Annotated in this window: 17 protein-coding genes and 1 riboswitch; of the genes, 12 read left to right on the forward strand and 5 right to left on the reverse strand. The window is 70.3% G+C overall.

The window, feature by feature from the left end; genetic code table 11:
- The first annotated feature begins 281 nt into the window (after nucleotides 1-281).
- Nucleotides 282-2,609, forward strand: a complete 2,328-nt coding sequence (locus tag ACIQMX_RS28885) for a family 20 glycosylhydrolase (protein WP_402482438.1) — start codon at nucleotides 282-284, stop codon at nucleotides 2,607-2,609.
- Nucleotides 2,610-2,665: 56 nt separating this feature from the next.
- Here the strand turns inward: ACIQMX_RS28885 and ACIQMX_RS28890 are convergent, their stop codons facing one another.
- The 4 genes from ACIQMX_RS28890 to gcvT all read right to left on the reverse strand — a co-directional run bounded on the left by ACIQMX_RS28890 (nucleotide 2,666) and on the right by gcvT (nucleotide 7,080).
- The gene (locus ACIQMX_RS28890) at nucleotides 2,666-4,048 is read right to left on the reverse strand and encodes an L-serine ammonia-lyase (protein ID WP_363067921.1); all 1,383 of its coding nucleotides are present in this window, start codon (nucleotides 4,046-4,048) and stop codon (nucleotides 2,666-2,668) included.
- 166 nt (nucleotides 4,049-4,214) lie between these two features.
- Complete coding sequence (gene glyA / locus ACIQMX_RS28895; RefSeq protein ID WP_363067919.1) at nucleotides 4,215-5,474, reverse strand: serine hydroxymethyltransferase; 1,260 nt, start codon at nucleotides 5,472-5,474, stop codon at nucleotides 4,215-4,217.
- Nucleotides 5,475-5,494: 20 nt separating this feature from the next.
- Nucleotides 5,495-5,872: a glycine cleavage system protein GcvH gene (gene gcvH, locus ACIQMX_RS28900; RefSeq protein WP_363067917.1), complete on the reverse strand. Its 378-nt coding sequence runs from the start codon at nucleotides 5,870-5,872 to the stop codon at nucleotides 5,495-5,497.
- A gap of 92 nt (nucleotides 5,873-5,964) precedes the next feature.
- On the reverse strand, nucleotides 5,965-7,080 hold the full coding sequence (gcvT, locus tag ACIQMX_RS28905; protein ID WP_363067915.1) for a glycine cleavage system aminomethyltransferase GcvT: 1,116 nt from the start codon (nucleotides 7,078-7,080) through the stop codon (nucleotides 5,965-5,967).
- Nucleotides 7,081-7,223: 143 nt separating this feature from the next.
- Nucleotides 7,224-7,316: riboswitch (glycine riboswitch) on the reverse strand.
- A gap of 169 nt (nucleotides 7,317-7,485) precedes the next feature.
- On the opposite strand from gcvT, the gene ACIQMX_RS28910 reads away from it, so the two are divergent.
- The 11 genes from ACIQMX_RS28910 to ACIQMX_RS28960 all read left to right on the forward strand — a co-directional run bounded on the left by ACIQMX_RS28910 (nucleotide 7,486) and on the right by ACIQMX_RS28960 (nucleotide 19,474).
- Nucleotides 7,486-8,172 (forward strand): AAA family ATPase, encoded by a 687-nt coding sequence (locus ACIQMX_RS28910; protein WP_363067913.1) that lies wholly within the window; start codon nucleotides 7,486-7,488, stop codon nucleotides 8,170-8,172.
- A 103-nt stretch (nucleotides 8,173-8,275) separates the two neighbouring features.
- Entirely contained in the window at nucleotides 8,276-9,046 is a 771-nt protein-coding gene (locus tag ACIQMX_RS28915) for an enhanced serine sensitivity protein SseB (RefSeq protein ID WP_402482442.1), read from the forward strand.
- Nucleotides 9,047-9,221: 175 nt separating this feature from the next.
- Nucleotides 9,222-10,028, forward strand: coding sequence for an enhanced serine sensitivity protein SseB C-terminal domain-containing protein (locus ACIQMX_RS28920; protein WP_363067909.1), 807 nt, complete (start codon nucleotides 9,222-9,224; stop codon nucleotides 10,026-10,028).
- A 392-nt stretch (nucleotides 10,029-10,420) separates the two neighbouring features.
- Complete coding sequence (locus tag ACIQMX_RS28925) at nucleotides 10,421-11,413, forward strand: ABC transporter permease (protein ID WP_219571117.1); 993 nt, start codon at nucleotides 10,421-10,423, stop codon at nucleotides 11,411-11,413.
- 44 nt (nucleotides 11,414-11,457) lie between these two features.
- Nucleotides 11,458-13,215 carry an ABC transporter substrate-binding protein gene (locus tag ACIQMX_RS28930; RefSeq protein WP_402482446.1) on the forward strand — a complete coding sequence of 586 codons (1,758 nt, stop codon included), beginning with the start codon at nucleotides 11,458-11,460 and terminating at the stop codon, nucleotides 13,213-13,215.
- Nucleotides 13,216-13,305: 90 nt separating this feature from the next.
- Complete coding sequence (locus tag ACIQMX_RS28935; protein WP_363068002.1) at nucleotides 13,306-14,295, forward strand: ABC transporter permease; 990 nt, start codon at nucleotides 13,306-13,308, stop codon at nucleotides 14,293-14,295.
- Nucleotides 14,292-15,377, forward strand: a complete 1,086-nt coding sequence (locus ACIQMX_RS28940; protein ID WP_402482449.1) for an ABC transporter ATP-binding protein — start codon at nucleotides 14,292-14,294, stop codon at nucleotides 15,375-15,377. Before ACIQMX_RS28935 ends, ACIQMX_RS28940 begins: the two co-directional genes overlap by 4 nt.
- Entirely contained in the window at nucleotides 15,374-16,657 is a 1,284-nt protein-coding gene (locus ACIQMX_RS28945) for a dipeptide ABC transporter ATP-binding protein (RefSeq protein ID WP_363067903.1), read from the forward strand. The genes ACIQMX_RS28940 and ACIQMX_RS28945 overlap by 4 nt, the downstream gene beginning before the upstream one ends.
- A gap of 18 nt (nucleotides 16,658-16,675) precedes the next feature.
- Entirely contained in the window at nucleotides 16,676-17,335 is a 660-nt protein-coding gene (locus tag ACIQMX_RS28950; RefSeq protein WP_363067901.1) for a trimeric intracellular cation channel family protein, read from the forward strand.
- 149 nt (nucleotides 17,336-17,484) lie between these two features.
- Nucleotides 17,485-18,351 carry a thioesterase family protein gene (locus ACIQMX_RS28955; RefSeq protein ID WP_363067899.1) on the forward strand — a complete coding sequence of 289 codons (867 nt, stop codon included), beginning with the start codon at nucleotides 17,485-17,487 and terminating at the stop codon, nucleotides 18,349-18,351.
- A gap of 127 nt (nucleotides 18,352-18,478) precedes the next feature.
- Complete coding sequence (locus tag ACIQMX_RS28960) at nucleotides 18,479-19,474, forward strand: YafY family protein (protein ID WP_363067897.1); 996 nt, start codon at nucleotides 18,479-18,481, stop codon at nucleotides 19,472-19,474.
- On the opposite strand, the gene ACIQMX_RS28965 is transcribed toward ACIQMX_RS28960, so the two are convergent.
- Nucleotides 19,422-20,285 carry an alpha/beta fold hydrolase gene (locus ACIQMX_RS28965; RefSeq protein WP_402482454.1) on the reverse strand — a complete coding sequence of 288 codons (864 nt, stop codon included), beginning with the start codon at nucleotides 20,283-20,285 and terminating at the stop codon, nucleotides 19,422-19,424. The two genes, ACIQMX_RS28960 and ACIQMX_RS28965, sit on opposite strands and share 53 nt — an antisense overlap.
- Nucleotides 20,286-20,303 lie beyond the last annotated feature (18 nt).

Below are 20,303 nucleotides of genomic sequence, written 5' to 3' on the forward strand. Positions count from 1 at the left end.
CCGCCGGATCACGCGGCAGGCTAGTGCCATCGATTGTTGCGGTCAATCATTCGAAATGTTTCGACGATCCAGTCCTTCCGCCGTTCCTGCTCCATCCCCGCGCCGGTAGCGCCCGCGCCAACGGTGGGGAGGGTGGCAACGGTGGGGAGGGCGGCAACCGTGGGGAGGGTGGCAGCGGTGGGGAGGATGACAACGTTTCCCGTCACTCCTCTTGACCCTGTCGTGACGCAATGTGAAGGTGGGGCCGCCCTAGGGTCTAGACCTCTCACAAGGAGACTGGAATGTCCCAGCGGTTCCGTGCTCGTGCCCTCGTCGCCTTCGCGCTGATGCTGACGACCGCCGTCGGTATCGGAGGCCCGCCCGCAGCCGCCCGGGAATCGCCGCCGTCCGTGGTCGTGGTCGACCCGCTGACGGCAGTCGTACCCAAGCCGGAATCCTGGACGCCCGGCGGAGGAACGATCCAGTTGCGACGGACGGCGCAGTTGGACGTCGACTCGCGCACCGCCGACGCCTGGACCGTCGTTCCCGGGATGACCCCGGACAGCGCCCCGGCGGTGTTCCACCGATCCCTGGGCACGGTCGCCCGGCACGCGGCGCGCGATGTGGCGGCGGCCACCGGCCTGCACATGCCCGTCACCGTTACGCCCGGCCGCCACACGTCGGCCGTGCAGGTCGCGCTGGACCGGGACCTGGTGGGTGAGCTCGGCCCCGACGGGTACCGCCTGGAGATCGGCCGCGGTGTGCGGATCACCGCCACCACCGCGGGCGGCGTCTACTACGGCACCCGTACGCTCATCCAGCTGCTCCGGGCCGCCGGTGACGAGCGGACCCTGCCCCGCGGCGTGCTGGTCGACGACCCCGACACCCAGCTGCGCATGAACACCGTCGATGTCTCCCGCGAGTACTGGAGCCCGCGGGAAGTCACCGACGTCATACGGCAGATGGGCTATCTGAAGCAGAACTTCCTCGTGCTGCACCTCGATGATGCCGAGGGCTTCCGGCTCGACAGCCCGCGCTGGCCGGGCCTCGCCGAGCGCGGCTTCGGCTACGACCGCGCAACCATCGCCGAGCTGGACCGGATCGCGGCCGAGAACAACGTCTTCCTCGTCCCGTCGTTCGAGTTCCCCGCACACGCCTCCCCGAAGTCCGCCTACTTCCATGTCGGCATGGGCGACGGACCGGGCGAGGCGGCGCCGGGCTTCGGTGAACGCGACACCGGAGCGACCGCTGACAACACCTGCACCGGTTACTCCTACTCCCACCTCACCGACGACTTCACCTTCAACCTGATGAACGACAAGGCGATGAAGACGTCCAAGGAGGTGCTGGACGAGTTCATGCCGTGGTTCTCCGCGCCCTGGGTGCATCTCGGCGGCGACGAGCTTCCGCCCGACATGGCGCGCTGCCCGGCCCTGAAGCGCTTCATCGCCGATTCCCCCCGGTACTCCAACGTGTCCGACGTCGCGATCGACTTCCTCAACACGCTCGACACCCGGGTCCGGGCCGCAGGCCGCCGGTCGATCGTCTACAACGGCTCCGAGGCCTCCACCGTGCAGGTCCCGCTGAACCACGACGTCATCGTCATGGACTGGACCGGTGACGGCACCAACCCGCGGCTGGCCGGCTACGACCTCATCCTCGCCAACCAGAGCCTGTTCTACGCGGTGCCCGCGCACCACATCCGTCCCAAGGAGGAGAAGATCGCGCGTACCTGGAATCCGCCGGCCTCCGCCTCGGTGCTCGGATGGGGCATGCACGTGTGGGGCGACGACCTCGGCTGGGCCGAGGGGCAGTGGCTGGAGTCCCTGACCTGGCATCCCCGCGCGACCGTGGCAGACCGGCAGTGGAACACCACCGCGCGCAGCGCGCAGGAGTTCGCCACGTTCGACACGCGTCTTGCCGCGATCGGTAAGGCCCCCGGGTACACCGGGGTGCTGCTTCCCCACCACACCGACGACGGGCGTCCGATCCACGACTACGTGATGGACCCCGCCTTCCCGCCCGGTACCTACGACGCGCACAGTCCGACGAGCCGACGGGGCCTGCGCGATGTGTGCTCACTCGGCGGCATGACCCCGATCGGAATCCGTACCGTCACGGTCCAGGACCCGCAGGAGGGCTGGACCAAGCAAGTGGACGGCAGTGGGTACTGGCTGGGTGCCGCCGACCTGCCCGGCCCGTGGACACTGACCGCCCGTGTACGCCTGGCAGCCACGGCGACGTTCCTCTCCGACCTCGACCGCACGACCACGATCGAGCTGGGCCCCACGGACACCACCGTCACCCATGACGGAATCAGGACGTCCTTCGGCCGCGGACTTCCCGCCGACCGGTGGACGGACGTCGCCCTCGTCAGCGACGGCTCCGCCATCAGCCTCTTCCTCGACGGTGAGTCCGCCGGCCGGATCGCCGGCACCGCGCCGCTGCCGCGAGCCCGGATCATGGGCACCTCGCAGCCGCTCATGGGCCTTGCCGCCCTGTCCTTCTACACCGAAGCCCTCTCACCCACGGACATCAAGGCAGCTCTGACCTCCGCACCCGAGGCCGCCTGCGCCACCTACGACCGCCCGGCGCGACTGGCCCCCGTTCACCCGCGGGACCGCCTCTGACCTCTCGGTCCCGCCCGCCCGGTGCGGGCGGGACCGATCTGCTCAGGGCTCGGACCTCAGCACTCGATGATGTTCACCGCGAGGCCGCCGCGCGCGGTCTCCTTGTACTTGACGCTCATGTCGGCACCCGTCTCCTTCATGGTCTTGATGACCTTGTCGAGGGAGACCTTGTGGCTGCCGTCGCCGCGCAGCGCCATCTTGGCCGCGGTGACGGCCTTCACCGCCGCCATGCCGTTGCGCTCGATGCACGGGATCTGGACGAGGCCGCCGACCGGGTCGCAGGTCAGGCCGAGGTTGTGCTCCATGCCGATCTCCGCGGCGTTCTCGACCTGTTCCGGGGTGCCGCCCAGGACCTCGGCCAGGGCGCCCGCGGCCATCGAGCAGGCGGAGCCGACCTCGCCCTGGCAGCCGACCTCGGCGCCGGAGATGGAGGCGTTCTCCTTGAACAGCATGCCGATGGCGCCGGCCGCCAGGAGGAAGCGGACGATGCTGTCGTCCTTCTCCGCCTCGGTGGCGCCGCCGGCCGCGAAGTTCATGTAGTAGTGCAGCACCGCCGGGATGATGCCGGCCGCGCCGTTCGTCGGGGCGGTGACGACGCGGCCGCCCGCGGCGTTCTCCTCGTTGACCGCCATCGCGTAGAGGGTGATCCACTCCATCGCGTGGGTCTGCGGGTCGCCCTCGGCGCGCAGCTGGCGGGCGGTGTTCGCGGCGCGGCGGCGGACCTTGAGGCCGCCGGGCAGGATGCCCTCGCGGGACATGCCGCGGGAGACGCATGCCTGCATGGCGCGCCAGATGTCGAGCAGCCCGGAGCGGATCTCGTCCTCGGTGCGCCAGGCGCGCTCGTTCTCCAGCATCAGGGAGGAGATCGACAGACCCGTGTCCCGGGCGAGGCGCAGCAGCTCGTCGCCGGTGCGGAAGGGGTGCCTGAGTGCCGTGTCGTCGGGGACGATCCGGTCCTCGCCCACCGCGTCCTCGTCCACGACGAAGCCGCCGCCGACCGAGTAGTACGTCTTCTCCAGGAGCGGGGCGCCCTCGTGGTCGTACGCGAAGACGGTCATGCCGTTGGCGTGGTACGGCAGCCTCTTGCGGCGGTGCAGGACCAGCTGCTTGTCGGCGTCGAAGGCGATCTCGTGCATGCCGAGGATGTTGATCCGGCCGGTGGAGCGGATGGCGTCCACCCGGTCGTCGGCCGTTTCGACGTCGACGGTACGGGGGGACTCGCCCTCCAGGCCGAGCAGCACGGCCTTGGGGGTGCCGTGGCCGTGGCCGGTCGCGCCGAGCGAGCCGAAGAGCTCGGCGCGTATCGAGGCGGTGTGGGCCAGCAGGCCCTCGTTCTTCAGCCGGCGCGCGAACATACGGGCCGCGCGCATGGGGCCGACCGTATGGGAGCTGGACGGGCCGATGCCGATCGAGAACAGGTCGAAGACCGAGATGGCCACGGGTGACTCCTAAGGGTTGGTAGACGCCGTTGTCTGCCGGGTGGTGCGGTACGGGCGGGGTGGGCCCGAAGAGCGGGACAAGGGAGCGGGGGCAAGGGATGGGGCACCGCGCTCACTGTTCAGTGTGCGCGGTGCCCCGCCCCGACGTGCAAACGAGCCGGTCCGGCTACTTCACACCGGGGTACAGCGGGAACTTGTCGGCGAGCGCGACGACGCGGGCCTTCAGGTCGTCCGCGTCGTACGACGGCTTCAGCGCCGACGCGATGATCTCGGCGACCTCGGTGAAGTCCTCGCCCTGGAAACCGCGGGTGGCGAGCGCCGGCGTGCCGATCCGCAGACCCGAGGTGACCATGGGCGGCCGCGGGTCGTTGGGGATGGCGTTGCGGTTGACCGTGATGCCCAGCTCGTGGAGCCGGTCCTCGGCCTGCTGGCCGTCCAGCTCGGAGTTGCGCAGGTCGACGAGGACCAGGTGCACGTCCGTACCGCCGGACAGGACGGAGACACCGACCTCGGTGACGTCCGGCTGGACCAGGCGCTCGGCCAGGATGCGGGCGCCGTCCAGGGTGCGCTGCTGGCGCTCCTTGAACTCCTCGGTCGCCGCCACCTTGAACGAGACGGCCTTGGCCGCGATCACGTGCTCCAGCGGGCCGCCCTGCTGTCCCGGGAACACCGCCGAGTTGATCTTCTTGGCGAGCTCCTGGGTGGAGAGGATCACGCCGCCGCGCGGACCGCCGAGGGTCTTGTGCGTGGTGGTGGTGACGACGTGGGCGTGCGGCACCGGGTTGGGGTGCAGGCCCGCGGCGACCAGACCGGCGAAGTGCGCCATGTCGACCATCAGGTACGCGCCGACCTCGTCCGCGATGCGGCGGAAGGCGGCGAAGTCCAGCTGACGGGGGTAGGCGGACCAGCCGGCCACGATCAGCTTCGGCTTGGACTCCTTGGCGAGGCGCTCGACCTCGGCCATGTCGACGACACCCGTGTCGTCGACGTGGTACGGGACCACGTTGTACAGCTTGCCGGAGAAGTTGATCTTCATGCCGTGGGTCAGGTGACCGCCGTGGGCCAGGTTCAGGCCCATGATCGTGTCGCCCGGCTTCAGCAGCGCGAACATCGCGGCGGCGTTGGCCTGCGCACCGGAGTGCGGCTGCACGTTCGCGGCCTCGGCGCCGAAGAGCGCCTTGATGCGGTCGATCGCGATCTGCTCGACCACGTCGACGTGCTCGCAGCCGCCGTAGTAGCGGCGGCCGGGGTAGCCCTCGGCGTACTTGTTGGTCAGGACGGAGCCCTGGGCCTCCATGACCGCGACCGGAGCGAAGTTCTCCGAGGCGATCATCTCGAGGGTGGACTGCTGACGGTGGAGCTCGGCGTCGACAGCGGCGGCGACGTCCGGGTCCAGCTCGTGGAGGGAGGAGTTCAGAAGCGACATCAGGTGGTCCCTTGGGGTCTTTAGTTGCCGGAGAACGCGGTGTACTCGTCGGCGGAGAGCAGATCGGCGGGCTCATCCGTGACGCGTACCTTGAACAGCCAGCCGCCTTCGAACGGAGCGGAGTTCACCAGCGACGGGTCGTCCACGACGTCCGCGTTCGCGGCCGTGACCTCGCCGGTCACCGGCGAGTACAGGTCGCTGACCGACTTGGTCGACTCCAGCTCGCCGCAGGTCTCGCCCGCGGTCACCGTGTCACCGACCTCGGGGAGCTGGGCGTAGACGACGTCACCGAGCGCGTTGGCCGCGTACTCCGTGATGCCGATCGTGGCCACACCGTCCTCGACGGCCGACAGCCACTCGTGCTCCTTGCTGTACCGCAGCTGCTGGGGGTTGCTCATGACCTGAATTCTCCTGTACGCGGGGGAGTGCTGATGAACGGTGGTCTTACGGTGTGAGACGCGACTGCGTCACTTCTCGACGTGCGCGGAAGCTACTTCTGCCGCTTGTAGAACGGCAGCGCCACGACCTCGTACGGCTCGTGGCTGCCCCGGATGTCGACGCCGACGCCCTGGGTGCCGGGCGTGGCGTGCGCGGCGTCGACATACGCCATGGCGATCGGCTTGCCGAGCGTGGGCGAGGGCGCGCCCGAGGTGACCTCGCCGATGACCTGGCCGTCCGCGACGACGGAGAACCCGGCGCGCGGCACCCGGCGGCCCTCGGCCACCAGGCCGACGAGCTTGCGGGGCGGCGCGGTCTCGGCGCGCTCGGCGGCGGCCTCCAGGGCCTTGCGGCCGACGAAGTCGCCCTCCTTCTCGAACTTCACGACCCGGCCCAGACCGGCGTCGAACGGCGTCAGCGCCGTGGTCAGCTCGTGCCCGTACAGCGGCATGCCGGCCTCCAGGCGCAGCGTGTCGCGGCAGGAGAGCCCGCACGGGATCAGGCCACGGGAGGCGCCGGCCTCGGTGAGGGCCTTCCACAGCTGCTCGGCGTGGGCGGGCGCGACGAACAGCTCGAAGCCGTCCTCGCCGGTGTAGCCGGTACGGGCGATGAGCGCGGGGACCCCGGCGACCGTGCCGGGCAGCCCGGCGTAGTACTTCAGGCCGTCCAGGTCGGCGTCGGTGACGGCGGCCAGGATGGCGGGGGACTCGGGGCCCTGGACGGCGAGCAGCGCGTACGCGTCGCGGTCGTCGCGGACCTCGGCGTCGAAGCCCTCGGCGCGCGCGGTCAGCGCGTCCAGGACGATCTGGGCGTTGCCCGCGTTGGCGACCACCATGTACTCGGTCTCCGCGAGGCGGTAGACGATGAGGTCGTCCAGGATGCCGCCGTCCTCGGCGCAGATCATCGTGTAGCGGGCGCGGCCCGCGGAGACGGTGCCGATGTTGCCGACGAGCGCGAAGTTCAGCAGGTCGACGGCCTGGGGGCCGGTGACGGTGATCTCGCCCATGTGGGAGAGGTCGAAGAGACCGGCCCGCGTCCGTACGGCGTTGTGCTCGTCGCGCTCACTTGCGTAGCGCAGCGGCATGTCCCAGCCCGCGAAGTCGGTCATGGTGGCGCCCAGGAGACGGTGCAGGGCATCGAGGGCGGTGAGACGGGGGGCGGTGCTCATGGATGAAGGCTCCCAGGGCATGACGACGAGGACGATCCCTCCCCATCTGTCATCGGAACCTGAGAGGTTCGCCGAGAGACCCCGCAGGGGTTCGGCTTGCACCTTGGGTGGAGTCGCCGGGGCGACTCGCTTTTCAGATCTGCCTCATCCACGCGGTACGGGGCCTGAGAGATTCAAGGGAGGAACTTGCTCCTTCGGCGCCCGGCACGGGGCCGGGACTCTCCCGCGCGGATTCGAGCGGCCTTTATGCAGTTGACGGGGTCATCATCGCACGCATTGCGGGAGAGTGGGGGGCCGGTGCCGATGCAGGTCTCCTGGGGGATCCGGCGGGTCGGACGGTTGTGCCGCATTACCTTTTCTTTACACTTCTTGGGCAGGTGTGGGTCAGCCGACAGGGGGAGGGCGATGACGTTGCAGCGGTACGCGACGACCGCGGGGGTCGCGCACGGCGCACTGCCCGCGCAGCCGGGGGCGCCGGCCAGGGAGATCGTGGGCCCGCACGCGCCCGTCGTACGGGACCTGCGGCAGCGGGACGGGCGCAGCCCCCGCGCTCTGCACTTCACGGCCGGCGATGTGGTGGTGGTCTCCGGGCTGCCCGGCAGCGGCAAGTCGACGCTCATCGCCCGGGCCGTCTCGGCGCACGCCATCGACTCCCAGGACACTAGGGACCGCTGGGCCGCCCGGCTGCCCCGCTTACTCCCGTACGCCCTGTACCGCCCGCTCGTCCGCGTCGCCCACTACTGGGGGCTGTGGCGGGTGCTGCGCTCCGGCGCCTCCGTCGTCGTCCACGACTGCGGCACCCAGGCCTGGGTGCGGGGCTGGCTGGCCCGCGACGCCCGGCGCCGCGGGCGCACCCTGCACCTCGTCCTCCTCGACGTCACCCCGCGGGCGGCGCGGGAGGGCCAGCGCGAACGCGGACGCGGGGTGTCCGGATACGCCTTCGCCCGGCACCGCAAGGCCGTGGGACGCCTCCTGAGGGAAACCGAGTCGGGCCTGCTGCCGCTCGGCTGCGCCTCGGCCGTGCTGCTGGACCGGGAAGCGGCGGGCCTGCTGGCGCGGATCACATTCGCAGACGCACAGAGTGAGGCCTGAGAACGTCCTGTCCGATGGCTGGACAGCCGGTGGGCGACTGGCGGGTATGCGGGGCCGCGGCGTTAACCTCTTGCTGCACGACATGGGGTGAGAGAGGGAAACAGTGGACATTCCGGCACCGGCCGGGCCCCATCCGCAGGGCGGATGGCCGGCCAACGAGCTCGAAGAAGTACTGAGCGCCTCGCTCGGCAGCCCCGAGGCGGGCGGCCGGCTGGTGGAGGTGCTGGGCCGCAGCCACCTCTGGGTGCCCCTGCCCAACGGCGGCTCGCCGGACGCCACCGACCTGGATCTTCCGACGCTGGACGTCGAGGGCGCCCCGTACGTCCCCGTGTTCAGCTCCGAACAGCAGTTCCTCACCGTCGTCGGCGCGCACATGTCGTTCACCGTGGCCCCCGCACGCGAGTTCGCCCGGGGCCTGCCCCCGCAGCTCGGCATCGCGGTGAACCCGGGCGGCGCGGTCGGTGTGCCGCTTCCGCCGCCCGCCGTCGCCGAGCTCTGCCGGGCCGGGCGCACCGTACTGGACGGGCCGGCCAGCGGCGGCCGGGTCCGCCTGTACGAACCGGACTGGCAGGAGGAGCCCGTCGACTTCCTCTCCGCCGCGGCCGGCGAGTTCGAGGAGAGCGGCGTCGTGCTCAGCGCCCGCCGCGCCCTGGCCAGCATCGAGGGCGGCGACCCCGTCCTCTTCGTCGGCATCGAGTTCTCCACCTGGGACGGTGCCGGGCGCAACGCCCCCATGGACGCCCTCGGCCGGGCCCTGGGGCGCGTCGAGGTGCCGTGGCCGGTCAACCTGGTGCTGCTCGACGTCGCCCAGGACCCGGTGGCCGACTGGATGCGCGCACGGGTGCGGCCCTTCTACCGGCGCCCCGCCGCATAGCGGTACGGCACGGGGACCGGGGCGCCGCGTGACGACGGCCCGGTCCCGCGGAGTCAAGTCGGTGTCAGGGCCGCCGCATAAGCTGGTTTGATGGCTGGTGCCTCGGCACCGAGCCGTCCCCGAGAGCCCGGGAGCGGCAGCCGAGACGTTGGATCGAAGAGGGGCGGGACCCAGGGTGAGTGCGGCAGGCAGCGCGGCGGCCGGGCAGGTCGAGCACATGCTGCGCCAAGTGACGCCCGGGCGCTTCGACGCGTACGAGGCCCTCCTCCAGGCACTGGCGGCCGACCGGATCTGGATGCTGCTCTGGCACGGCCGGGCCGGCTCGCCCGACGCCCAGTACGGCAACATGGAGATCGACGGCCTCGGCTACGCCCCCTGTGTCACCTCGTCCCAGGAGCTCTCCGCCAGCGGCTGGAACCGCGACCACGAGGTCGTCGGCGGCCGGGACATCGCCCGCGCCCTGTTCCCCGACCGCTGGGGCATCTGGCTGAATCCGCACGCGCCGGGCGGCGGAGTCGGCATTCCCTGGCTGGACCTGCGCCGGATCGCCACCGGCCTGGACCGGATGCCCGCCGGCCCGCTGCGGATCAGTGAACCCGGCATCGAGATCCCGCAGTTCTACGCCCAGCTCACCCAGCACGCCCACCACACCCCCGCGATCCGCTCGCTGCGCCGCGCCTGGGTGCAGCCCGCGCTCGGCGCCCCGTACCTCGCCATCGGTCTCGATCTGTACGACACGAGCGGCCCGTCCGTCGACGCCGTGCGCGCGATGATGCAGCAGTCCATCGGCACGGTCCCGGAAGGGCTCCCGGTGTCCACCGTCGCGATGGCCGACGAGTACGACCCGGTCGCGATGTGGCTGCGCGTCAACTCCCGTCCGTTCTACGACCGCGAGCCGCACGCCCCGGCCGGCCGCGGCGCGGCCGTCGCTCCCGGTTACGGATACCCGCAGGCGCCGGGCCCCGCCCCGCGCGCCTACTGAGCCCGTCCGGGCCCTTCCCGCAGACCGGACAAACGGCTCCTCGACGGACAAGGCGCCCGCCACGGTCACCCAAATAGCCACCCAATGGCGCCGGTTGGGCGTCATGTCCGTTCTGGTGGATTAGCGGCCGAGTAGTCCGCTCACTCGATCAAGCTGTCCGGATAACGGAAGATCACTCAACGCATCACGTTTGAGCAAACATTCACCGTCAGGTCTGGCGGGTGATCGCAAAAGGGCTGAAGACTCCACGGAGCAGGTGCTCCATGCCCTTCGCGCCCCACTCACGAGCAGGGCCCGTACGGCCGCGCACCGTCGCACGATTCAGGTTGAAGAAGCCGCTGCAGCGGCGGTCATGGGCCGGCCACCGCCGGCCGAGAGGGGTCTCCAGCGCAATGACGGCACCTATCGAGACCACCAGGGCGGATGCACAGCCCGAAGCGGTGCTGGAAGGCGCGGGCCGTAAGGAGATCGAGGGCCGCTCGCTCGGCCGCATCGCCTGGACCCGCTTCAAGCGGGACAAGGCGGCCATGGCCGGCGGCATCGTTGTCGTGCTGCTGATCCTCGCCGCCGTGCTGTCGAAGCCGCTCCAGTCGCTCCTGGGGCTCGACCCCAACGCGTTCAACCAGAGCCTGGTCGACCCCGTCATGCTGGCGCCCAAGGGCGACTTCGGCGGGATGAGCCTGGACCACCCGCTCGGTGTCGAGCCGCAGACCGGCCGCGACATCCTCGCGCGCATCCTCGAGGGCTCCTGGGTCTCGCTCGTGGTCGCCGTCGGCTCCACGATGCTGTCCGTCGTCATCGGTGTGGTCATGGGCGTCGTGGCGGGGTTCTACGGCGGCTGGGTGGACGGCGTCATCAGCCGGCTGATGGATACCTTCCTCGCCTTCCCGCTGCTGCTCTTCGCGATCTCCATCTCCGCCTCCCTCCAGGGCAACGCCTTTGGGCTGGAAGGGCTCACACTGCGGATCGCGGTCCTGATCTTCGTCATCGGCTTCTTCAGCTGGCCCTACATCGGCCGCATCGTCCGCGCGCAGACCCTGTCGCTCCGGGAGCGCGAGTTCGTCGAAGCGGCCAAATCGCTGGGCGCCCGCGGACCGTTCATCCTCTTCCGCGAGCTGCTGCCCAACCTGATCGCGCCGATCCTCGTGTACGCGACGCTGCTGATCCCCACGAACATCCTCTTCGAGGCGTCCCTGTCCTTCCTCGGCGTGGGTATCGCGCCGCCGCAGGCGTCCTGGGGCGGCATGCTCACCCAGGCGGTCGACCTCTACGAGGTGGACCCCATGTTCATGGTCATCCCCGGTATGGCGATCTTCATCACCGTGCTGGCCTTCAATCTGCTGGGGGACGGGCTGCGTGACGCACTCGACCCTCGTGGCAAGTAATCGCGGCAATGCCGCACTGGACTAGCGAGGGGGCTTTCCTCACCATGCAGAACAGAAAGACAGCAGCCGCCATAGCCGTGGCCGTCGCGGTCACGCTCGGCGCCTCGGCGTGCAGCGGCGACTCGGACAGCGGCGGCAAGGGCGGCGGCGGCAGCGCCAAGGCGGACGCCGGCCTGTCGAGCATCGTCAACGCGACCGACAAGAAGGGGGGGACGGTCACGTACGAGCACACCAGTGGCCCGGACTCCCTGGACCCCGGTAACACGTACTACGGCTGGGTGCAGAACTTCGCCCGCCTGTACGCGCGTTCGCTGGTGACCTTCAAGCCGGCCGCCGGCAAGGACAGCCTCCAGGTCGTTCCCGACCTGGCCACCGGCCTCGGCAAGGCCAGCGCGGACGCCAAGACCTGGACGTACACGCTCCGCAAGGGCGTGAAGTTCGAGGACGGCACCGAGATCACCTCGAAGGACGTCAAGTACGCCGTCGAGCGCTCCAACTTCGCGCCGGAGGCCCTGTCCAACGGCCCGACGTACTTCAAGGCGTACCTCGAGGGCGGCGACAAGTACAAGGGTCCGTACAAGGACAAGTCCGCCGAGGGCCTCAAGTCCATCGAGACGCCGGACGACCAGACGATCGTCTTCCACCTCAGCAAGCCGTTCGCCGACATGGACTACCTCGCCGCCTTCTCGCAGACGGCGCCGATCCAGCAGAAGGCCGACACGGGCGCCAGCTACGTGCAGAAGATGGTCTCCTCGGGTCCGTACAAGTTCTCGGCGTACGACGAGAGCAAGGGCGCGACCCTCGTCCGCAACCCGGAGTGGGACGCCAAGACGGACCCGATCCGCAAGGCGCTGCCGGACAAGATCGAGCTGAAGTTCAACGTCAACCCCACCACGGTCGACGACCACCTGCTCAACGACGTCACCACCGCGGACATCGCGGGCACGGGTCTGCAGTCCAAGACCCAGCCCAAGGTGCTCGCCAAGGCGTCCGAGAAGGCGAAGACGGACAACCCGTACGCCGGCGCCCTGCAGTACCTGGCGCTGAACGTCAACGTGAAGCCGTTCGACAACGCCGAGTGCCGCAAGGCCGTCCAGTACGCCGTCGACAAGCAGAGCATGGTCGACTCGATCGGCGGCTCGGTCAAGGGCGACCCGGCCAGCACGGTCATCCCCCCGACCGTCGCCGGTTACAAGAAGTTCGACCTGTACCCGAGCGAGGGCAGCAAGGGCGACGTGACCAAGGCCAAGGAGCACCTGGCCAAGTGCGGTCACCCGGACGGCTTCAAGACCACGCTGACGGCACGTTCCGACCGTCCTGACGAGGTCACCGCCGCCACGCAGCTCCAGGGCAGCCTGAAGGCGATCGGTATCACCGCCGAGATCAAGCAGTTCCCGGCGGACAAGTACTTCACCGACTTCGCGGGTGTCCCGAACTGGGTCCACAAGAACAACGCGGGCATGATGATGATGGCCTGGGGTGCCGACTGGCCGACCGGCTTCGGTTTCCTCGACCAGATCGTGAACGGCTCGGCCATCAAGCCGTCCGGCGGCACGAACCTGATGGAGCTCAACGACAAGGGGATCAACGAGCTCCTGGTCAAGGGCATCGGCACCGTCGACACCACGGCGCGCAACGCGACGTGGGGCGAGGTCGACCAGAAGGTCATGGAGAACGCCTCGGTCGTTCCGCTCTTCTACCGCAAGAACCTGCTGTACCGCCCGGCCTCCGCGGCGAACGTGACCGTCACCGACGCGTACCTCGGCATGTACGACTACGTGCTCATGACGTCCACCAAGTAACACCTGTTCATCAAAAGCATCCCCTGAAAGGCAGGTGAAGGCGCCGGGCCGGCGGGCGTGACCCGTCCGCCCGCCCGGCGCCGCACGGCTGTGGCTGCGTACATCATCCGACGCGTATTCGCCGCGGTGTTGCTGCTGCTGGTGGTCAGCGCAGTCACGTTCGCGATCTTCTTCCTGGTGCCCCGCCTCGGCGGGCAGACCCTCGACTCCATGGCCGCCCAGTACGTCGGCAAGAGCCCCGACCCCGACGTCATCGCAGCGGTCAAGAAGAACCTGGGGCTCGACCAGCCCCTGTATCTCCAGTACTGGCACTTCATCAAGGGCATCGTCGTCGGCGCCGAGTACCAGTTCGGCCCCGACCCGGTCACCTGCAACGCGCCCTGCTTCGGGTACTCGTTCAAGACGCACACCGAGATCTGGCCGCAGCTCGTCGACCGCATCCCGGTCACGCTCTCGCTGGCCGTCGGTGCCGCTGTCATCTGGGTGGTGTCCGGTGTCGCGATCGGTGTCGTCTCCGCGCTGAAGCGGGGCTCCTTCTTCGACCGCATCTCCATGGGCGTCGCCCTCGCCGGTGTCTCGCTGCCGATGTTCTTCACCGGTCTGGTGGTCCTGGCGCTCTTCGGCAACGGGGAGTACGTACCGTTCACCGACGACCCGGTCGCCTGGGCGAGCAGTCTGGTCCTGCCCTGGTGCACCCTCGCACTGCTCTACTCCGCGCTCTACGCCCGGCTCACCAGGGCCGGGATGCTGGAGACGATGGGCGAGGACTACATCAGAACCGCGCGGGCCAAGGGCCTCCAGGAACGCAAGGTCGTCATCAAGCACGGGCTGCGCTCCGCGCTCACCCCGCTGATCACGATCTTCGGAATGGACTTCGCCCTGCTGCTGGGCGGCGCGGTCATCACCGAACGGGTCTTCTCCTTCCAGGGCCTGGGCGCCTTCGCCATCCAGGGCGTGACCACCGCCGACCTTCCCAAGGTGATGGGCGTGACCCTGGTCGCCGCCTTCTTCATCGTCATCTGCAACCTGCTGGTGGACCTCGTGTACGCCGCGATCGACCCCCGGGTGAGGCTCTCATGAGCGGCGCAACCAAGAAGTCCCAGGCGGCGGATGCCGTCCCGGCCCAGCGGTCCGGCGACGACCACGCGTTCCTCTCGGTACGCAACCTCAGCGTCCACTTCGACACCGACGACGGCCTGGTCAAGTCCGTCGACGGCGTGAGCTTCGACCTGGAGGCCGGCCAGACCCTCGGCATCGTCGGGGAATCCGGCTCCGGCAAGTCCGTGACCTCGCTGGGGATCATGGGCCTGCACACCTCCGAGCGGGCCCGGATCGGTGGCGAGATCTGGCTCGACGGCGAGGAGCTCATCGGCTCGGGCCCCGAGCGCGTACGGAAGCTGCGCGGCCAGAAGATGGCCATGATCTTCCAGGACCCGCTCTCCGCCCTGCACCCGTACTACAGCATCGGCGCGCAGATCGTGGAGGCCCACCGCGTCCACAACAAGGTCGACAAGAAGGCCGCCAAGAAGCGCGCCATCGAGATGCTCGACCGCGTGGGCATCCCCGAGCCGCACCGCCGTTACGAGGACTACCCGCACCAGTTCTCCGGCGGTATGCGTCAGCGCGCGATGATCGCGATGGCCCTGGTCAACAACCCGCAGCTGCTCATCGCCGACGAGCCGACGACCGCCCTCGACGTCACCGTCCAGGCGCAGATCCTCGACCTCATCCGCGACCTGCAGAAGGAGTTCGGCTCCGCGGTCGTCATGATCACCCACGACCTCGGCGTGGTCGCCGAGATCGCGGACAACCTGCTCGTGATGTACGCGGGACGGTGCATCGAGCGCGGCACGGCCGAGAAGGTGTTCTACGAGCCGCAGCACCCCTACACCTGGGGCCTGCTCGGCTCGATGCCCCGCATCGACCGCGAGCAGACCGAGCGGCTCATCCCGGTCAAGGGATCGCCGCCCAGCCTCATCAACGTTCCGTCGGGCTGCGCCTTCCACCCGCGCTGCCCGTACGCCGACGTGCCGCCCGACAACATCACCCGCACCGAGCGTCCGGAGCTGCAGCAGGTCAGCGACGGGCACTACTCCGCGTGCCACATGTCGCGCGAGCAGCGGACTCGGATCTGGACCGAAGAGATTGCGCCGAAGCTGTGACTGAGCTGAACAAGAAGACTCCCGCGCCCGCCGCGGCCGGGTCGGACGGGTCCGGTCCCGAGCCGCTCCTCAAGGTCGACGGCCTGGTCAAGCACTTCCCGATCACCAAGGGCATCCTGAAGCGCAAGGTCGGCGCGGTCCAGGCCGTGGACGGGCTCACCTTCGACGTGCGTCCCGGGGAGACCCTGGGCGTCGTCGGCGAGTCGGGCTGCGGAAAGTCGACCATGGGCCGCCTGGTGACCCGGCTCCTTGAGCCGTCCGGCGGCAAGGTCGAGTTCCAGGGCCGCGACATCACCCACATGTCCGCGGGCAAGCTCCGGCCGATGCGCCGCGACATCCAGATGATCTTCCAGGACCCGTACGGCTCGCTGAACCCGCGCCACACGGTCGGCGGGATCGTCGGCACGCCCTTCCGGCTCCAGGGCGTCAAGCCCGAGGGCGGCGTGAAGGCGGAGGTCCAGCGGCTGCTGGAGCTGGTCGGTCTCAACCCCGAGCACTACAACCGCTATCCGCACGAGTTCTCCGGCGGTCAGCGCCAGCGCATCGGCATCGCCCGGGCGCTCGCGCTGAAGCCGAAGCTCGTCGTCGCGGACGAGCCGGTCTCGGCGCTCGACGTGTCGATCCAGGCGCAGGTGGTCAACCTGCTGGACGACCTCCAGGACGAGCTCGGCCTCACGTACATGATCATCGCGCACGACCTGTCGGTGATCCGGCACGTCTCGGACCGGATCGCGGTCATGTACCTCGGCAAGATCGTCGAGCTCGCGGACCGCACGTCGCTGTACGAGGCGCCGATGCACCCGTACACGAAGGCGCTGATGTCCGCGGTGCCCGTGCCGGATCCGCGCCGGCGCGGTGCCAAGAGCGACCGCATCCTGCTCAAGGGCGATGTGCCGTCGCCGATCTCGCCGCCCACCGGCTGCCGGTTCCACACCCGGTGCTGGAAGGCGACGAAGATCTGCGGGACGACCGAGCCGCCGCTGCTCCAGCTGAAGACCGGGCACCAGGTGGCCTGCCACCACCCGGAGAACGGCGAGGATCTGGCGCCCGGGGACGCTCCGCTCGTCGCGGACGTCATCACGGTGAAGTCGACGGGCGCGACGGCGCCGGTCGCGGAGGCGGAGGAAGCGAGCGCTCCGGCCGAGGAGGCCGAGGCGCCAGCGGAGGCCGGCGCGACGGAGGAGTCCGCCGCGTCCGCGCCCGACGGCGACGGCGAAACCGGCAGTGAGGATTCCGCCGCGACACCCTCGGGAGCCTCCGAGGACAGCACCAAGGAGTAGGACCGGCACAATTGCCCGGTGCTCAACGAACTGTTCACGCCCTCCGTCCAGCATGCGCTCGACATCGCCGGGATCTTCGTCTTCGCGATCTCCGGCGCTCTGCTCGCCGTACGCAAGAACTTCGATGTCTTCGGCATCGCGGTGCTCGCCGAGGTGACCGCGCTGGGCGGAGGGCTGTTCCGTGACGTGATCATCGGCGCGGTGCCGCCCGCCGCCTTCACGGACCTCGGGTACTTCACCACCCCGCTGCTCGCCGCCGGCCTGGTCTTCTTCCTGCACCCGCACGTCGAACGGATCCAGGTCGGCGTCAACGTCTTCGACGCGGCCGGCCTCGGGCTCTTCTGCGTGACGGGGACGGTGAAGGCGTACGACTACGGCCTCGGACTGACCGCGTCGGCGGCGCTGGGCCTGACCACCGCGGTCGGCGGCGGTGTGCTGCGCGACGTGCTGGCCAACGAGGTGCCGTCGCTGCTGCGCTGGGACCGTGACCTGTACGCGGTGCCCGCCATCGTCGGGGCGGCCATGATCGTGCTCTGCATCCGCTTCGACGCCCTGAACGCCTTCACCAGCGGCTGCGCGGTGATCACGGCGTTCGTCCTGCGCCTGCTGGCGCTGCGCTACCACTGGCGGGCCCCCCGCGCCTACAACCGTCGCTCGGCGACGCCGGACGAGGGCTGAGGGCCTCCCGTCCGGATCATGCCGGGCTCGCGGGATCCGGCCCGGTCCGGACGGAAGACCCATAGGCCGTGCGTCCCGGCCACCGGGTCTTCTGTTTCGGCCACAGAAAAAGCTACCGCTCAGTAATGAGATCGATGTACGGTGCTTGCATGGCACAGGCAGCGACGCAGGCGGCACCGACCGCCCAGGCGACCATCGGGGACAGCGAGTTCGACCGGGACACCGCCGTCACCCTCCGCGAGGAAGGCGTCTACGACGCCGAGCTCTCCGCGGGCTGGACGATCATCCACGCAGTCAACGGCGGCTATCTGCTGGCCATGCTCGGCCGCGCGCTCGGTGAGGCCCTGCCGCACGCGGATCCCTTCTCGGTCTCCGCGCACTACCTCACCGCGTCCGTTCCCGGCCCCGCGGTGATCCGCACCCAGACCGTCCGCAGCGGACGCACCCTCTCCACCGGCCAGGCCTCCCTCTTCCAGTACGCCGAGGACGGCACCGAGGTCGAGCGCATCCGGGTCATCGCCACCTACGGCGACCTGGACGCCCTGACCGACGAGATCCGTACCTCGGCCGAACCTCCGGCCATCCCTCCCCGTGAGCACTGCCTCGGACCGTCGGACGGCCCCGCCCCGATCCCCGGCAGCTCCGCCATCACCGAGCGGCTCGACATCAAGCTCGACCCGGCGACCATCGGCTGGGCCATCGGACAGCCGTCCGGCAAGGGCGAGATGCGCGGCTGGTTCGGGCTCGCGGACGGCCGCGACGCCGACGCGCTGTCACTGCTCCTGACCGTGGACGCGCTGCCGCCGACCTCGTTCGAGCTCGGGCTCAAGGGCTGGACCCCGACCATCGAGCTCACCGCCCACATCCGCTGCCGCCCGGCCCCGGGCCCGCTGCGCGTCTCCATCACCACCCGCAACCTGGCGGGCGGCTTCCTGGAGGAGGACGCGGACGTCTGGGACAGCGCGGACCGGCTGGTCGCCCAGTCCCGCCAGCTGGCCCGCGCACCGCGCAGCTGAAGCCGCGCGCCCCCGCGGGTCGGGGACTCGGCCGGGGGCTTCCGGTCCGGAACCGCCGGTCGGGGACTCTCGGCCCGGAACCGCCCGTCCGGTCCGCGGGGACGCTCGCCCGGGGGATGCTGGTCCGGTGAAGTCCGACCGGCTGCTCTCGATCCTGCTGCTGCTCCAGACCCGCCGTCTGGTGCCCGCCACCGAGCTCGCCGAGCGCCTCGACGTCTCCGTACGCACCATCTACCGGGACGTCGAGGCGCTCTCCGCGTCCGGTGTGCCCGTCTACGCCGAACGCGGCCGCCACGGCGGCATCGCCCTGCTGCCGGGGTTCCGCACCGACGTCACCGGGCTGACCGCCGACGAGTCGCGCGCCCTGTTCGTCCTGGCCGCGGACGGCGCCCACGCCGCGCTGGGCCTCGACGAGGCGATCGGCTCCGCGCTGCGCAAGGTGATGGCGGCGCTGCCCGCCCCGCACCGCCCCGCCGCCGAGCTGACCAGCCGCCGGATCCTCGTCGACCCGGTGCGCTGGAGGAGTGGCGGGGGTGCCGCCGTCGACATCGGCGACCTGCATGACGCGGTGTTCGCCGACCGGCGGCTGCGGCTGCGCTACCGGCACAGCGGTACGCGGACCGCCCGCGCCTACACCGTCGACCCCTACGGCCTGGTGGTGAAGGCGGGCGTCTGGTACCTGGTCGCCGACCGTGAGGGGGAGCCACGGCTCTTCCGCGCCGACCGGGTCCGGGAGGCCGCACTCACCGACGAGACGGTGGTCCGCAGGCCCGGCGTGGAACTGGCGCACGTCTGGGAGGAACTGCGCCGGCAGGTCGAGGAGCGGCCGGGGGAGGTGACCCTGCGGGTGCGGGTGCACCGTTCCCGGCTGGATCTCTTCCTGCGGCTGAACGCAGGCGTGCTCACGCGGGAGCCGGCGCCCGAGGGCGGGGAGGACGGCGAGTGGGTGCGGGCCGAACTCGCCGTGGAGTCGGTGGAGTGGGCCCGCTCCCTGCTCTCCTTCGGCCCGAACGTCGAGGTGCTGGCCCCGCCGGAGGCCCGCGCGGTGATGGCCGCGCACGCGGCCGCGGTCATGGCCCTGTACGGGGCTCCGGGACCGGGGGTGTCCGCAGGAACCGGGTGAGCGCGGCGGTCAGCTCCGCCGGTGCGTCCTCCTGCACGAGATGCCCGGCACCGTCGATGATCCGCAGTTCGCTGCCGGGGACGAGCGCGGCCAGTTCATGGCCGCGGGCGACCGGGATCCAGGTGTCCTCGGCGCCCCAGCAGATCAGCACCGGCACATCGATCTCCCCGTACCGGTGCTGGATCTCGTCGGTGAACCGCTGGTCGTTCTGGCTGATCTGCCGGTAGAAGGCGGGCTGGCCCGCCTCGGTGCACCAGGGCGCGACGAGCCGGTCCAGGACCGCCGGGGGCAGTCCGGGGCCGCCGGCGGAGCTCACGTACTCCCGCACCAGCGCCCGGTGCAGGGCGGGTGGCAACTGCCCGAAGACCTCCGCGTGTCCGCCCAGCAGCCGGTAGGCGGGCGAGCCCCAGGGGGCCACCGCCACCGGGTCGACCAGGGCCAGGCGGCGGTAGCGGGCGCCGTGCAGCAACTGGGCGCGCAGGGCGACGCAGCCGCCGAAGTCATGGGCTGCCACGGCCGGTTCGGTCAGTTGCCAGTGGCCGAGGAGCTCGGTGAGGACCCGGGCCTGGGAGGAGAGCGACACGTCCTGGCCCTCGAACTGCGCGGACTCCCCGTACCCGGGCAGGTCCCAGACGAAGACCCGGTGCTCCTGGGCCAGCGCCCGGGCCATGCCTCGCCAGACGTACGAGGAGAAGGGGGTGCCGTGCACCAGCACGACGGGCGGCGCCCCGGCCGGGCCCAGGACGGCCCAGCGGACCTCTCCGGCGGAGCTGTTGAACGTACGGTCCAGGACCCATGTCTCATCGCTCATGCGCCACAGCCTAGGAGC

The sequence above is a fragment of the Streptomyces sp. NPDC091416 genome, from assembly GCF_044756845.1.
GTDB lineage: Bacteria > Actinomycetota > Actinomycetes > Streptomycetales > Streptomycetaceae > Streptomyces.